Origin of the sequence: Paraburkholderia sp. SECH2 (assembly GCF_030464795.1) — a bacterium.
GTDB classification, from domain to species: domain Bacteria; phylum Pseudomonadota; class Gammaproteobacteria; order Burkholderiales; family Burkholderiaceae; genus Paraburkholderia; species Paraburkholderia aspalathi.
Genome location: NZ_JALPRH010000003.1, coordinates 338,793 through 352,947, shown reverse-complemented (window position 1 = coordinate 352,947; position 14,155 = coordinate 338,793). Strand labels below are relative to the sequence as shown.

Annotated in this window: 15 protein-coding genes; 9 read left to right on the top strand and 6 right to left on the bottom strand. The window is 59.3% G+C overall.

Annotation, left to right across the window (positions count from 1 at the left end):
* Nucleotides 1–11 precede the first annotated feature (11 nt).
* Both M0D66_RS08735 and M0D66_RS08730 read right to left on the bottom strand, forming a co-directional pair.
* Complete coding sequence (locus tag M0D66_RS08735; protein ID WP_266210583.1) at nucleotides 12–1,235, bottom strand: porin; 1,224 nt, start codon at nucleotides 1,233–1,235, stop codon at nucleotides 12–14.
* 262 nt (nucleotides 1,236–1,497) lie between these two features.
* Nucleotides 1,498–2,028 (bottom strand): GNAT family N-acetyltransferase, encoded by a 531-nt coding sequence (locus M0D66_RS08730; protein WP_266210582.1) that lies wholly within the window; start codon nucleotides 2,026–2,028, stop codon nucleotides 1,498–1,500.
* 91 nt (nucleotides 2,029–2,119) lie between these two features.
* Here M0D66_RS08730 and M0D66_RS08725 point away from each other — a divergent pair, with 91 nt between their 5' ends.
* Both M0D66_RS08725 and M0D66_RS08720 read left to right on the top strand, forming a co-directional pair.
* Entirely contained in the window at nucleotides 2,120–2,704 is a 585-nt protein-coding gene (locus M0D66_RS08725) for a TetR/AcrR family transcriptional regulator (RefSeq protein ID WP_266210581.1), read from the top strand.
* A 68-nt stretch (nucleotides 2,705–2,772) separates the two neighbouring features.
* Nucleotides 2,773–3,513 (top strand): SDR family NAD(P)-dependent oxidoreductase, encoded by a 741-nt coding sequence (locus M0D66_RS08720; protein WP_211702650.1) that lies wholly within the window; start codon nucleotides 2,773–2,775, stop codon nucleotides 3,511–3,513.
* A 17-nt stretch (nucleotides 3,514–3,530) separates the two neighbouring features.
* Here M0D66_RS08720 and M0D66_RS08715 read toward each other — a convergent pair whose 3' ends face one another.
* From M0D66_RS08715 to M0D66_RS08700, 4 genes are all read right to left on the bottom strand, one after another.
* Nucleotides 3,531–3,962 (bottom strand): SRPBCC family protein, encoded by a 432-nt coding sequence (locus tag M0D66_RS08715; protein ID WP_200652253.1) that lies wholly within the window; start codon nucleotides 3,960–3,962, stop codon nucleotides 3,531–3,533.
* 41 nt (nucleotides 3,963–4,003) lie between these two features.
* Entirely contained in the window at nucleotides 4,004–5,032 is a 1,029-nt protein-coding gene (locus M0D66_RS08710) for an aldo/keto reductase (protein WP_266210580.1), read from the bottom strand.
* Between the two features lie 60 nt (nucleotides 5,033–5,092).
* Complete coding sequence (locus M0D66_RS08705; protein ID WP_266210579.1) at nucleotides 5,093–6,340, bottom strand: ABC transporter substrate-binding protein; 1,248 nt, start codon at nucleotides 6,338–6,340, stop codon at nucleotides 5,093–5,095.
* A 103-nt stretch (nucleotides 6,341–6,443) separates the two neighbouring features.
* The gene (locus M0D66_RS08700) at nucleotides 6,444–7,688 is read right to left on the bottom strand and encodes a DUF1479 domain-containing protein (RefSeq protein WP_266210578.1); all 1,245 of its coding nucleotides are present in this window, start codon (nucleotides 7,686–7,688) and stop codon (nucleotides 6,444–6,446) included.
* Nucleotides 7,689–7,782: 94 nt separating this feature from the next.
* On the opposite strand from M0D66_RS08700, the gene M0D66_RS08695 reads away from it, so the two are divergent.
* The 7 genes from M0D66_RS08695 (at nucleotide 7,783) to M0D66_RS08665 (ending at nucleotide 14,028) form a co-directional block, all read left to right on the top strand.
* Entirely contained in the window at nucleotides 7,783–8,769 is a 987-nt protein-coding gene (locus M0D66_RS08695) for a helix-turn-helix domain-containing protein (protein ID WP_211702646.1), read from the top strand.
* 243 nt (nucleotides 8,770–9,012) lie between these two features.
* Nucleotides 9,013–9,276, top strand: a complete 264-nt coding sequence (locus tag M0D66_RS08690) for a hypothetical protein (RefSeq protein WP_093633142.1) — start codon at nucleotides 9,013–9,015, stop codon at nucleotides 9,274–9,276.
* Nucleotides 9,277–9,572: 296 nt separating this feature from the next.
* Nucleotides 9,573–10,664 carry an ABC transporter substrate-binding protein gene (locus M0D66_RS08685; protein WP_266210577.1) on the top strand — a complete coding sequence of 364 codons (1,092 nt, stop codon included), beginning with the start codon at nucleotides 9,573–9,575 and terminating at the stop codon, nucleotides 10,662–10,664.
* The gene (locus M0D66_RS08680; protein ID WP_266210576.1) at nucleotides 10,661–12,481 is read left to right on the top strand and encodes a PAS domain S-box protein; all 1,821 of its coding nucleotides are present in this window, start codon (nucleotides 10,661–10,663) and stop codon (nucleotides 12,479–12,481) included. The genes M0D66_RS08685 and M0D66_RS08680 overlap by 4 nt, the downstream gene beginning before the upstream one ends.
* Before the next feature lie 201 nt (nucleotides 12,482–12,682).
* Complete coding sequence (locus tag M0D66_RS08675) at nucleotides 12,683–13,129, top strand: Ohr family peroxiredoxin (protein WP_093633143.1); 447 nt, start codon at nucleotides 12,683–12,685, stop codon at nucleotides 13,127–13,129.
* Between the two features lie 110 nt (nucleotides 13,130–13,239).
* On the top strand, nucleotides 13,240–13,686 hold the full coding sequence (locus M0D66_RS08670) for an OsmC family protein (protein WP_266210575.1): 447 nt from the start codon (nucleotides 13,240–13,242) through the stop codon (nucleotides 13,684–13,686).
* Between the two features lie 69 nt (nucleotides 13,687–13,755).
* Nucleotides 13,756–14,028: a hypothetical protein gene (locus tag M0D66_RS08665; RefSeq protein ID WP_266210574.1), complete on the top strand. Its 273-nt coding sequence runs from the start codon at nucleotides 13,756–13,758 to the stop codon at nucleotides 14,026–14,028.
* Nucleotides 14,029–14,155: the final 127 nt, after the last annotated feature.

Below are 14,155 nucleotides of genomic sequence, written 5' to 3'. Positions count from 1 at the left end.
TCCGCAAGCGCCTAGAACTTGTGCCGGATGCCAAGCCGCGCGCCGATCTGGCTGTTGGTGGCTGACGGCGTGAATCCACTGATACTCGCAACCGATGCCTGTCCCAGCGAGTCCACTCCCGTCGCGCGTTGCAGGACCGTCAGAGCATAAAGATCAGTGCGCTTCGAGAGACTGTAGATAGCGCCGAAATCGAGTTGCAGATATTTGGCGCCGCCGTCGCCGTTGACCGAATTGCGTTTGGTGTAATCGAACGCGGTGCCGACGAGCAAAGCCGGCGTGACGTAAGTGCGTACGCTAAGCTCCGCGTTCGTGAAGTTCGCGTTGCCGGTGTATTTAAGAGGATTCGGCCCGATAGTCGAGCCCAGATTCTCGAAGCGTGTATTGGTAACGACGATGCCGATTGTCGTGCTCGCCACGGTATACGCAAGCGCCGCACCGGCGAATTGGGTCGTCTTGGCCGACGCATAACCGGCGTAGACGGGCATAGACTCTGCGCTCGTCGCGGAGCCAAACGAGCCAATATTGTTTACCGTCGCAACGCCCTTGTTCGGTGTATTGCCGTAAAGGGACACGTTCGGGTCGCGTGCGTTGAAGTAACCCGCTGCGATAGAAAGAGGGCCATTTGAATAGCCGGCACCGAGTGACCAGATCTGGTTCTGCGTTGCATTCCCTGCAACACCGCCAAGGCTGTAAAGGCCGCCCGCACTGAAGCCGCCGTATTTCACCGTCGTGAATTTGATCGAGTTATTGGTGCGGTTCGTGTTGGTGAGATTGTCGAGATCGTCCGGGTGGGAGCCCATGTAGCCTGCGAAAGTCCCGGAGGCTGCAAGCGGTTGCAGGAATTCGATGTAGGGATCGTATTGTCGTCCGATGGTCACGGTGCCATACGGCGACGACAACCCAACCCAGCTCTGCCTGCCGAACTCGGCGCCGCCTTGCGCCAGCGTTCCGTTGTTGGCGAAGAAACCGTTTTCAAGCACGAAAATCGCTTTTAGCCCGCCGCCCAGATCCTCCGTTCCGCGCAAGCCCCACCGGCTGCCGCTAAGACCTGTGGCGTGCGCATCCGTTAAGGCGAACTGACTTGCACCGACAGGGCGCCCGGCCACCTTCCCGGTCTGTGCGCTATTTGTATAGGTCAAACCTAGATCGATGATCCCATAGAGGGTCACGCTGCTTTGTCCGTGCGCAGCCAGACAGGTCAGCGCAAGCGGCAATGCCAGGCAACAGCTCTTCATCTGCATCTCCAATTTTGTTAGTCATACTATTTATAATTGACGTGACCTTGGCGAATCCGGTTTCGTGATCCGCGGAGCGTGTGAGATCCCCTGCGTCCCGCATTAATTGATAGTCAATCAATTAATGCAAGGCTAGCATAATTGCCATCCCTGTCAATACTTTAGTTGGCTTTGGCAGATGCGGAGAAACCCTTGATTGGCGGGCTGGGCCACCCGCTCACCGGCGTGAGAAGTACTCACGTGGGACCGACATCATCAATGGTCAGGCCAGTTGCTTAACCATGAATACCCGCTTTAAACCTTTCTCCTCCGCCCGATGCGTCTCGGCATAGCCGATGCGAGAGTAAAGCGCGATATTTTCCGTCATGGTCTCGTGCGTGTAGAGCCTGATGACGCGATAGCCGGCTGCTCTGGCTGAGCGCTCAGCGAATTCCAGCAGGCTGCGACCTAGTCCTGTTCCCCTGGCGGAAGGCGCTACTGCCACGTTGTCCAATAGCATCGCGTCCTGCTCGGGGATGAGCACAACAATGCCCTGTATGGCGCCCTCCAACTCGGCAACATAGACTCTGCCCTCGCAGATCAAGACTTCATAGTCATCCAGCATCGGTCCCGGCGGCCGCCCGATACGAGAAATATAAGGCGAGTAGGCCTGTCGAACGATTTCCTCGACAGCTTCAAGGTCAGCAAGAATGGCGAGACGGGGATCGGGATGCATTGCCATGTTTCGCAAGTATTCGACTGAAAGCGCGGTGGTGAATAGGGTAGCTCTTTCATGACGGAGAATACCGCGCATCGAAGAAGGCCTACTGTACCGTCTCCGACGTCTGCAGCAGTAGCAAAACGTCGTTATTGACATATCAGTCCATAATTCATATCCTCGAGTCATGGTTAGACCTAGAGAGTTCGATCGCGACGAGGCACTGGATCACGCAACACGCGTGTTCTGGGCGAAAGGTTACGCCTCGACTTCAACCGAAGACCTGCTCACGGCCATGAATATCGGGCGCCAGAGCCTCTACAACGCGTTTGGTGACAAACGGAAGCTCTACCTCGAAGCGCTGGAGCGATATCAACGGGAAAGCAATGCCGGCCACCTGGAGCGCCTGAAAAACAGTGCATCGCCACTAGGCGGTATCGAGGCGCTGTTGCTTGGCCTCATTGCTGACGATGACGACATACGTGCACTCGGATGCATGGGTGTCAACGCGGTCAGTGAATTTGGATCTGCGGATCCGGAGCTTGTGATGCTACGGAGCAAAGTAGGTCCAAGGCTTTTCAGATGCCTGGTCGAACGCATCCGTGAGGGACAGGCATGCGGAGAGGTCGACCCCACCATCGAGGCTCGCGAAGCCGCGGCCTTTGTGCAGATGACAATGCAAGGTATTCAGCTCGCCGCCCGCGCCGGCAGCGATGCCAGGAATCTGCGCGCACAGGCCAGATTTGCAATCAACCGTTTCAGACCGCGCTAGGCAGTAAAAGCCTGACGTGGTTGCTGCACGCCCAATTATGGACTGATCTGTCAACAACGGAGATACTAGTGAACGAGAACTATGGACTTACCGGGAAGGTTGCCATTGTCTTTGGCGGCTCGCGCGGCATTGGCGCGGCTGCAGCGAGACGTCTCGCCAGTGAGGGCGCCGATGTAGCGATCACCTACGTGTCGGCGCCGGAGCGAGCGAAAGAAACGGTCGGGGCAATTGACGCCACCGGACAATCTGGCCTTGCAATCAAAGCGGACAGCGCGGATCCGGCAGCGATCAAGGCCGCCGTTGCGCAGACCGTGGATCACTTCGGAAAACTGGATATCGCCATCGTCAACGCCGGCATCCTGAAGCTTGGCGACATTGCGACGGTGAGCGTGGAAGATCTTGACCGCATGCTGGACATCAACGTGCGTGGTGTCTTTATTGCCATCCAGGCTGCGGCTGCGCGTCTCACTGACGGCGGCCGGATCATTACGATCGGCAGCAACACAGCGGTGCGTAGCGGACATCCGGGCTCGAGCGTTTACTCAATGACGAAGGCTGCGGTTGCTGTCATGGTAAAAGGTATCGCCGTTGACCTGGCCAGCCGGGGCATTACAGTCAACAACATTCAACCCGGGCCAACAGTAACGGACATGACCGCCGATCATATCGAGGCGATCAAGCCGCTCATTCCGCTTAAGCGCGCCGGCGATCCGGATGAAATTGCAGGTCTGGTCGCCTACCTCGCCCGCAAGGAGTCAGGCTACATGACCGGCTCCAGCCTCACCATCGACGGTGGTATGGCGCTGTGACCGGCCGGCGGCCTGTTCTACTTCGTTGTCCGACTTTCCGCCTGGGCGACCAGCGCCGACAAGACTTCAGGGAAATCGGAAGAAACGCCAGCGCAAATATCTTGAGCATTTTCTCCGACTACGCTGATCTTGTAGCTGATGCGATTGCCCCCGCCAGGTAGTGGTTCGATTTCATGCACCACGCGAACCACAACGTCGCCAAGCCTCGTTTCGTCTGTGAACAGGTGCTGCGCGTCGACTTCGACGAGTTGCGACCTGATCACCTCCTGGTCAGGAAGCGTCATGGTTAGCCATGAGCCCACAGCGAAAGGACCGTCGATAGAACAGGCGTGGACACCCGTATTCCAATTCTTCCAACCGGAAACGGCCTCGAAGAATGCCCAGATTACTCCTGCCGATGCGGTGGTCTCCTGGCTATAGGAGGCGGTGGCGTGCGTACTGTCGGTCATGTGAGATCCTCTAGTAAGAGCACAGATAGTATGCGAGCTTGCTAAAGGATATCAACCGGAGAAGTCGGCGCATCTTGCCGGATCAGTTCCCGGCGCTTCAGCTCGGCCCAGAACGCCGGTGGAATTTCAGCGCGGAAGGTTTGCAGGTTGTCGTCCAGCTGCGCAACCGTACGCACGCCGGGGATGTTGGTCGGGATCGCGGGATGGGCGAGAACGAATTGCAGCGCCGCCGCTTTGAGCGGCACCGAGTATTCCTGACATACCTGCTCGATCTTGCGCACGCGCTCAAGAATGGCTTCCGGCGCGGGTGCGTAGTTGTATTTCGCGCCTGGCACCGCACCCGTCGCGAGAATGCCGCTGTTGTAGCCGCCACCGAGAATGACCGACACCTGCTGCTCTTCGCACAGCGGCAGGAAACCGTCCAGCGCCTCCTGCTCGAGCAAGGTGTAGCGTCCAGCCAGCAACAGGCAGTCGAAATCCTGCCGGCGAATCGCTTCGTGCGCGACCTGCCACTCGTTGACACCGAGCCCCACCGCCTTCACAACTCCTTCGTCACGGAGTTTCAGCAGTGCTTTCGACGCGCCAGCCATCGCCGCCTCGAACATCTCGGACTGACGCTCGCCATGTGTCAATACGTCGATGTCGTGAATCAGCGCAATATCGATGTGCTCCAGCGCCAGACGCTGCAGACTGTCTTCGATCGAACGCATCGTGCCGTCATAGCTGTAGTCGAAAACGGTTTCGAAAGGTAACCCGTCAACCCACGGGTCAAAGTTGATCTCGGCGCGTTTGCGCGGCTTCAGCAGGCGACCAACCTTGGTGGACAGCACAAACTGGTCGCGTGGATACCAGCGCAGCCCCTGACCACAGCGCGCTTCGCTCAACCCGTGTCCGTACATCGGCGCGGTGTCGAAGTAGCGCACGCCGGCGTCCCACGCTGCCTTGATCAACGCAGCCGAATCCTCTTCACTAATCGGCCTGAATATGTTGCCGATCGGCGCGGCGCCGAAACCCATCACACTTGTCTCGAGCCCTGAACGCGGCCATTTACGCTTTGCTACCGGATCCATCTTTATCTCCTTTGTCGAGCGGAGCCATTGGTTCCAAGCCGACCGCCACGCAACGCCCGTCTACTTAATCTTCGCGGCAGCGGCAAGCTTGCGCACGCCCTCTTTCGGGTCCTCGTTCGAGTTCATGAAATTCGTTACGACGTCGGTAATCGCGCCAGCGGTAACCGGAGACTGAAGATTGCCGAAGGCCAACGAAGGCAGGAACGCACCGGATTTAATCGTGGCCTGCTCGTCAGCGAATGACTTCCGGGCGCAGCTATCGAACTTGTCCATGGGTACGTCCAGCCGAACAGGAATTGAACCCTTGTAGAGACTGAACTGCTGCTGGAAATCGACGGACATGATCGTCTTTGCAAGCGCAAGCTGCCCAGGCGACGCCTGCTTCTTACCGTTCTGCTGAAAGAACGCGAACGAATCCACGGTGTACGTGTAGGCATTCGACGTACCAGGCGCGGCCGCGCAAATATAGTCAGTGTCTGGCTTCTTGTTCGCATTGGCGAATTCGCCCTTCGCCCAGTCGCCCATGAACTGCATGCCGCCCGAGCCGGAGATGACCATTGCCGTTGCGAGATTCCAGTCACGGCCGTGGTAGCCCTTATCGAAGTAGCCGCGGATCTTCTGGACGATCTCGAACACCTGCACCATCTGCGGCGAAGTCAGCGTTTTCTGGTCAAGATCAACGAGGGCTTTCCGATAGAAATCCGCCCCCTGAGAGAGCACGACCGTCTCCCAGATGGTCATGTCTTGCCATGGCTGGCCACCATGTGCGACTGGTGTGATACCCGCTGCGCGAAATTTGTCGGCGAGCGCGAAAAATTCCGGCCATGTCGTGGGCGCCGTGCCCCCAACTTTTTCAAGGTCGGCCTTGTTGATCCACAACCAGTTGATTCGGTGTACCGAGAAGGGTGCAGCCACATAGTGACCGCCTGCCTTCATGGAGCTATCTATCTGCGATGGCGAATGCGCTTTCCAATCGGTAGCGGACTGATCGACACTGACCAACATGTCCTGATCGGCCCAATCCTGAATCAGAGGACCCTTGATCTGCGCGGCCGATGGTGCGTTTCCCGAAATGACCTGCGTCTTCAGCGCCGTCATGGCCGCCGCGCCCGCTCCTCCCGCTATGGCGAAGTCCTTCCACTCATAGCCCTGTTTGGTCATATCGTCCTTCAACACCCGGATCGCTTTCGATTCACCGCCAGAGGTCCACCAGTGCAGTACCGAAAGCTGTTCAGCGGCCAAACCAGCATGTGTTCCAGCCACGAGCAGCGTAATACCCGTCGCAAGCGACGTGAGTGATCGTTTCATTGCAGTCTCCGAAGTCTTCGTTATTTGATCGAGCGGCGCATTCGAAGCTAAATCGAACGCCCATGCGTGCCCGTTTTCATGCGTGTCAAACGTCCTTGCCGATCTACAGATCAAACCCAAGTTGCGACTTGCCGAGCGGTGTCAGGTCGTCAGCCGTTGCGCGTCCGGTGAAATCCACTTCGAAATGGTCGGCAGGAAAATCGGGCGGACTTTCACCCTTGAGGAAGCTCGGCAACTGGCGCTTCAGATAAGCGTCGTTTTTGGCGCACGCGGGCGCCGAGGCGATGTACATCACATTGCTGTAACCCGCTCCCCTGTGCTCGTCTTCGACTGCATGGATGACATCGCTGTGCCAGAACACGGTGTCCCCCGCTTCCATTTTGGGAATCGACGACAGCGCCTCGAACAAAGGCGCATGAAATTCCGGCTTGATCGACAGCGCCCGTCCGGGCATGGCACCGCACAGATCGTCCTCGGCGACATCGTCCTGAAGCGCGCGCAGCAGGATGTACACCATCGAATTGGCGATGGGCACGAGTTGCAGCGTGCCGTCGCCCGGGCCTTGCGGCGTCAGGGCAGTCCAGCCCTGGAAGGTGCGGAACATCGAACATACGGCCGGCGACGCGATCTCCTGCACGTCGGGTCGGAAAGCCGCATCGAAGGCGTCGTAGTCGCGCCAGTTCCCGGCAAACACGTGGCGATACACCTTCCGGAAATTGCTTTCGATCCAGCGCTCGACTGACCCGCCGTCGCAATGCGCCGACAGACCAAGCGACGCGGAGCCTGGCGGCCGGCGGCGCAGACGATCGGCATAGACCGGCACGCGCTCCGGATCGAAGTGCACCTGACCGCCGCTCTCATTGCGCCATAGCCGGTTCAGGAATACACGTGCTTCGGTTAGTGACGCCGACTGACGGGCCAGCACTTGCGGCTTCGACCAGTACACCCCATAGATTTGCGGTTTGCTGGACGCCAACTGGCCGAAGTATTTGTCTTCAGCGCGGTTTTCCAGGTGCTTGTCGAGATTATTGCGCTCGACATAGTCGGCAATATCCTCGTCCCAACCCTGCACCAGCGCACGGGGAAAAACATTACGGATCACGCATGCACCGCGCGCCTTGACGAGCGCGATCTGGTCCGCGGTGACGCGTTGTTCGGCGATGTCGGAAAACTGAATCTCGGGGATGACGTCTTCTCCACGATCCCGCTGCGTAGCGATTCGCTTCGCCTCGGTGCTGATCGCTTCTTCGACTTCGGCAAAGACCTGCCGGTAGTCCGGCAACGCCGCGCGCAGCTCCTTTTTCGCTTGCCGGATTGCGCCCGGCAAATCGTCGATTTTCAACGCCATGACTGTCTCCGTAGGGATTTGATATGCCCCGAGGATATGACGTGCATGCGTGGCTTGGTGATACTATTCAGGCAATCTTTTTGCGTATTCGGCCATGAAACCAGCCTATGAGCATGTCGACTTCGGTGGGGACTGTTCGGTGCGGGTTTACCACCGGCGGCTCCCGCGTATTCCGTTCGAGTGGCATCACCATCCGGAGTACGAGTTAACGCTGACGATGAACAGTCATGGCAAGCGCTACATCGGCGACTCTGTCAACGAATACGAGGCTGAAGATCTGGTCCTCGTGCCGCCGGATCTTCCGCACACCTGGGCGTCGAATCGTTCGATCGATCCATCCTCGCCGCAGGTCGCCATCGTCATCTGGTTCGACGGCGATTGGGCGCGGCGTATGGCGGACTGTTGCCCAGAATATGAACCGCTGCGCAAGCTGTTACGCAGGGCCGCGTGTGGGCTGGCCTTCGAGCCACCCGCCGGCAAATGGATGCGCGAGCGCCTGGAACAATTGCTGTCGAGCGTGGCGCGCGATCGCCTTGGCGCCGCTCTCGACATTATGTGCACGCTCGCCGACGCGCCGGGCCAGCCGCTCGCCTCGCCGAGTGCTTTCAACGAGGCAACCACCGGACCATCCGGCCACGAGCCCGAACGGATCAACCGGGTCCTTTCGATGATTGACGCGCGCTTTGCCGAACCGTTGCGGCTGTCAGAGCTCTGCGCGGCCGCCAGCCTGTCGGAACGCACGCTCACGCGTTACTTTGTTCAGCATATCGGTGAGAGCGTCGGCCGCTATATCACGCGGGTTCGGATTGGTCACGCGTGCCGGATGCTGGTTGACACCGCCATGCCGGTTGCCGTCATCGCTGCTCGTTCGGGCTTCGCGAACGTCGCCAATTTCAATCGACAGTTCAAGGCCGCAAAGCAGGCGACGCCGGCCGAATATCGACGGCAGTTCGCCGCCGCGGGTTCTCCGGATAAGGACGCAGCGGCGCGCTTGACTGAACGGTCTCCGTCACTGCAAAAGAAGCGGAAACTAGCCAGTGAGCGAAACGTGGAAGAGATGGCTGGCCAGTCCCGCGCCTGATCCCGCAGATAGCAATCTGCGCCCCGTTTCCGACCTTCGATGGCCTTCGGCGAGCAACATCGCGAACGTTAGCCCGCATCGGGCATAGTGTTAACTTTTATCAAATAACACGCTGCCTGAGAAAACCTCGTCAACGACATCGCAGCATTTCCCGTTTACGGAGGATCGGCGAATTACATGCCGTGCACCGTCACTGCGGCGACAGGCCAAGTGCATTCATAGAATTCTATTTTGGAGTACGGCATGAAATATCCTCTCTTGGCAACGTTGGTCGCGAGCTTGGGAATTGGCCTATCCGGCGTGGCCAATGCAGTTAACGTAGACGTCAATATCGGCACGCCTGCCCCCGTAGTGGTCGCCCAGGCACCAGTTGTCATTGGCTGGCATGGGGACAGATACTACGACGGTCATCGCTACTGGGAACGCCAGGAATGGGAGGAACATCACCACCACCATGGTGATCATGGCCACTGCCCTCCCGGACACGCTAAAAAGGGCGAGTGCTAACAGCATCGCATAGCAACCGAACTGTTGTTACGGGCCTCGCGGCCCGTTTTTTTTTGCGAAAACAGAAGGCAGCAGCAGATTGCCATCAGAAACGTGAGCGGTCGATTCAGTCCGCAATCTCCCGTTCAAAGCAATATCACGAAAGCCGGTCTATCCCGGGCGAATATTGCCAACGCCAGCCTGGCACGTAGAATGTGCATTGCCGTGTCCGTCGCCTGACCGCGATCCTTGCACGGTGCGCAACCGCGCGTCCCGACGGCAATCAAGTGAATGGTCTTATGAATCGTAGGCAAGCGTTGCTCACCTGCGCGTATGCCGGCCTGACCGGTGTGTCCGGCCGCGTTTTCGCCACAAAGCGCGCGCCGCGTGTGGTGTTCCTCAACCCCGGCGAGGCTGTGCAACGCGGTACGGGACAGCATTGGCAACTGGTCTCCCGATTCATGACAATGGCGGCGCACACCTTAGATATGCAACTGGAGGTGCTGTACGCGGAACGTGACCATCTACTGATGCAGCGCCAGGCAGAAGACGTTGCGCGACGCGCCGACGCACCGGACTACGTCGTCATCGTCAACGAAAAGATGGCCGCACAGCAGATGCTCAAAACACTGGCGCGCTCGCCGGCCAAGGTGCTGCTCATCCACAACGACCTGACGTCTGAGCAGCGCCACGCGGTCGGCAATGAACGGGAACTGATCCCGAACTGGATCGGCACGGTGACGGCAAACGCCGAGCGCGCCGGGTACCGGCTGATGCAATTTCTGTATCAACAACTGGGCCAGCACGGGGCGCAGGTGATCGGTATTACGGGAGACCCGAGCACGCCGGTCTCGCTGGAGCGCGCCGCCGGTGTTGACGACTTCCTGTTTCACGCTTCGAATGCGCACACCTGCCAACTGGTCTTCAGCGACTGGAGCTATGCCGACAGCGATCAGAAGGCACGCGTGCTTCTCGCCCGGTATCCGGATGCCAATGTGATCTGGGCCGCCAACGACGCGATGACGCTCGGGGCACTGGACGCCGTCAAAGCGCGCAATGCGCGCGTTCTGGTAGGCGGCATAGGTGCGTTGCAGGAGGCACTGGCCAGGGTGGCTGACGGCAGCCTCGCTGCCATGATGGCAGGCGACTACTTCCTCGGCGCCTGGGCGATGGTTCTGTTGCACGATCACAATCAGGGCAACGACTTTGCCACGAACGGAGGTCTGCGCCAGAAGCTCGACTTTCTGACCGTGATCCATCGCGAGAACGCCCCCCGCTATGCCGACCTTGTTTTCCGGAGCGGAGCGATACTCGACTTTGGCCAGTACTCGAAAACCCGGTCCCCGCGTCCAGGCCCCTACGATTTCAATCTCCAATATCTTCTGGACACGGCGTCCAGGGCTTCATGATGCGTCTGTCCCCACGGCTCACGCTACCCTCGCCCAGTTTGCACACCAAGCTGATGCTGGCGCTCGTCATACTTGTCGCGATCGTGGCCGGCACGTCGGCGTATGCGCTGGTCGCGCACGAACGGCAGCGCCGGCTCACTGCGCTGGAGGAGCGTGCCACCCGGATTGCCGACCTGTTCAGCCAATCGCTCGCGCAACCTTTGTGGAACATCGATCTGGGCGCGATCAACGGCCAGCTTGCCGCACTCGCTCCGAATCCCGAAGTGGCCCAATTCACCGTCACTGCAGTGGGCTACGGTACGGTGTCCACCGCGGGGAAAGCCGTTCAGCCGAAACCTGCCGACAGCGTGGTGCGTGTCAGGGCGATTGAATACACTCCACCCGGCAATGCGCCAAGGGAAAAGATCGGCGAGGTTCGTGTCGTCCTGACGAAGGCAGTGGCAGAACAGGCGATCAGCGACGCCCGCCGGGCGATTCTCGCCATGATCACGGCCGTCGTTGCCGTGCTCTACGCCGCGACCTTCCTGCTCCTCAAGCGCATGGTGCGCAGCCCGATCAATCGTCTTGAGGAAATGGTCGACCGTATCGCGAGCGGCGACCTTCGTGCGCGCTGCACAGTTGAGTCGGGCGATGAGTTAGGCCGGCTCGCCTTGCGCGTCAATGTCATGGCTGACCGCCTTCAGGAATCGACGGTAAGTCTGCGCGCCAGTGAACGGAAATACCGCAGCATCGTTGAGAATGCCCTCGAGGGTATCTTCCTGCTCGATCGAAACGGGCAACTGGATGAAGCCAATCCGGCAATGGCACAACTGCTCGGCTATCGTGACGTGCCCGACCTGATCGAGGCCGCCGCGAGCGCCGCCCACAAACAGCCGTTCTCGCCGGAGCAGATTGCAACCCTGTTCGAAATTCTGCGCACGCAGGGTGAGATCGTGGGGCTCGAACTGCAGTTACAGCGTCTCGACGGCACGCCCATCTGGGTTCAGCTAAACGCACGAGGCGCGACAGGCGACGACGGCAGCCTGAGGGGACTTGAAGGCCTGCTGACCGACATGACGGCCCGCAAGCATGCAGTGGAAAGCCTGCGACGCCATCGCGACCAGCTCGAACTCGAAGTCGTGGTGCGCAAGCGGACCGAGCTGGAACTGCTGGCGTCGCGCGAACAGCTGCAGCAGTTGTCCGCGCATCTGGAAGCCATTCGCGAGGAGGAAAGGAAGCACATCGCGATGGAAGTTCACGACGAACTCGGCCAGTTGCTGACCGCGTTGAAAATGGACCTGTCGTTGCTGAGGATGCAACTGACAACGGGTTCCGCCGCCATGCAAAAAGCCGAACAGATGCGCGATCTGGTTGAACAAACCATCAAGATCGTGCGCAATGTGGCCAGTCACCTTCGGCCGGTCGCACTGAATTTCGGCCTCGCCTCCGCGCTGGAATGGCTCGCGGAGGATTTCACCCGCCATACTCACATTCCCTGTCACTTCAACGTCACGGGTTCCGAACCGACTTTCTCGGATTTCCGCGCCACAGCGCTATTCCGTATCGTGCAGGAGTCGCTGACCAACGTGGCCCGTCATGCCGGTGCGTCGCGTGTCGATGTGACCCTGGTCAACAGCGAAGCGGGTGTCGAAGTGACCATCTGCGATGACGGCCGAGGCTTCGATATGGTTACCGCACGGGCCGGCTACTCGTACGGACTGCAGGGCATGGCCGAGCGCGCCAGGCTGATCGACGCGAAGCTGTTCATCGAGAGCACGCCCGATTCCGGTTCTGTCGTGCGGCTATTCGTTCGGGATGATGCCGTGATTGTCACGTAATCCGGACCAGCACACCTGTGGCGTGAAATGTCACGGGCAGCCGGGCTCGCCGCAGGCTGCTATCGCAGAGTTTTCGCTTCCCCTATTAAAACATCGCATGCGATTAAATCTTTTGCGATTGACATCCTCAAACCTTTCCCTCATCATGCGACGCATGCGATTTAAATCAGCTTGACACCCTTATTCTCAAAGGAATCCATCATGACCAAGATCGACCAAGTCCTCCACTCAGGCAACAGCCACGCCACGATCAATCGCGACCCCAATGTCCAACGCGGCGAGCTCGGCGTCCTCGACCTCAAGCTGTCAGCGCCTGACGGTGAAAGCCGCGAGTTCATCGCCACCGAGCTGCATCCGCGAGCCGAACAGTTGTTTTCGGGCGCGTGGTCGGCCTGTTATATCAGCGCGTTCGAGATTGCGGCCTCGCTGAAGAAAGTCACGCTGCCGTCCGACTACTCCGTGGACATCCAGGTCAGCATCGGGTCGGTCGGCGCCGGTCATTGCCTCGGCGCCCAGTTCACTATCCGCGCGCCGGGTTTGGCGACGGAAGCCGTCGAGGCAGTCGCGCACCTGGCGCATCAGATCTGTCCGTACTCGAAGGCCGTGCACGGCAACATCGAGGTCGGCCTGAATGTCATCACGGCGTGACCGGACAAGGCACACGAACCCCACCAGTTCCCGCCTCATATTGATCGTATGCGATTATATCGCATACATATTAAATACGCTTAACACCCATATTCACCAAGGAATCCATCATGGAAAAGATCGAAAAAGTCCTCGCCTCAGGCAACAGCCACGCCACGGTCAATCGCGACCCCAATCTCCAGCGCGGCGAGTTTGGCGTGTTCGACCTCAAGCTGACGGCGCCCGGCCTTGAAAACCTCGAGTTCATCGCCACCGAGCCGCACCCGAGAGCCGAGCAGTTGTTTGCGGGCGCGTGGTCGGCCTGTTACACCACCGTGTTCGGCATTGCGGCCCAGTTGAAGAAGGTCACGCTGCCGTCCGACTATTCCGTGGACATCCAGGTAAACGTTGGGCAGACCGGTCCCGCATGGTTCCTCGGCGCCGAGTTCACAATCCGCGTGCCGGGTCTGGACAAGGAAGTCGTCGAGTCAGTCGCGCGCCTCGCCCATCACATCTGCCCGTATTCGAAGTCTGTGCACGGCAACATCGAAATCGTGACAAACATCGTCACCGCGTAATCCACCAAGGCACGTGCAATTCGCTCACGCACGTGCCTTCACTGAACATCTTGTTAGGGAATTCTCATCATGAAGACCAAGCTCATCGTTGCACTGCTCGTCGCCGTTTCGGCATTCGCCACCGCACCCGCGTTCGCCAGCGGCTATGGACCAGCCCCGTTCTACAAGCCCTCGGTTGGCGCACCGGCGTCGCAAAGCGGTCAGACCACGCGAACCGTCGCTACCGAACGCGACGACGTAACTGGCTCGCAAGAGGCATATGGCGGCGTAGTCGCCGGACTCTCGCAGGCGGGCAGCCATATCAGCGTGACGCCGCACGACAGCCTGTACGCGCATCGCTAGATCGCGTGCCCTCTCGCCGCAGGGCCGTCGCGCATTTCCGTTGCTCATGCGCGGCGACCACAGCGCCAGGGAGGGGGCCGCCGCAAGACCTCTACGATGCGAAATAGCGGGCCGGTGAAGTTGACCA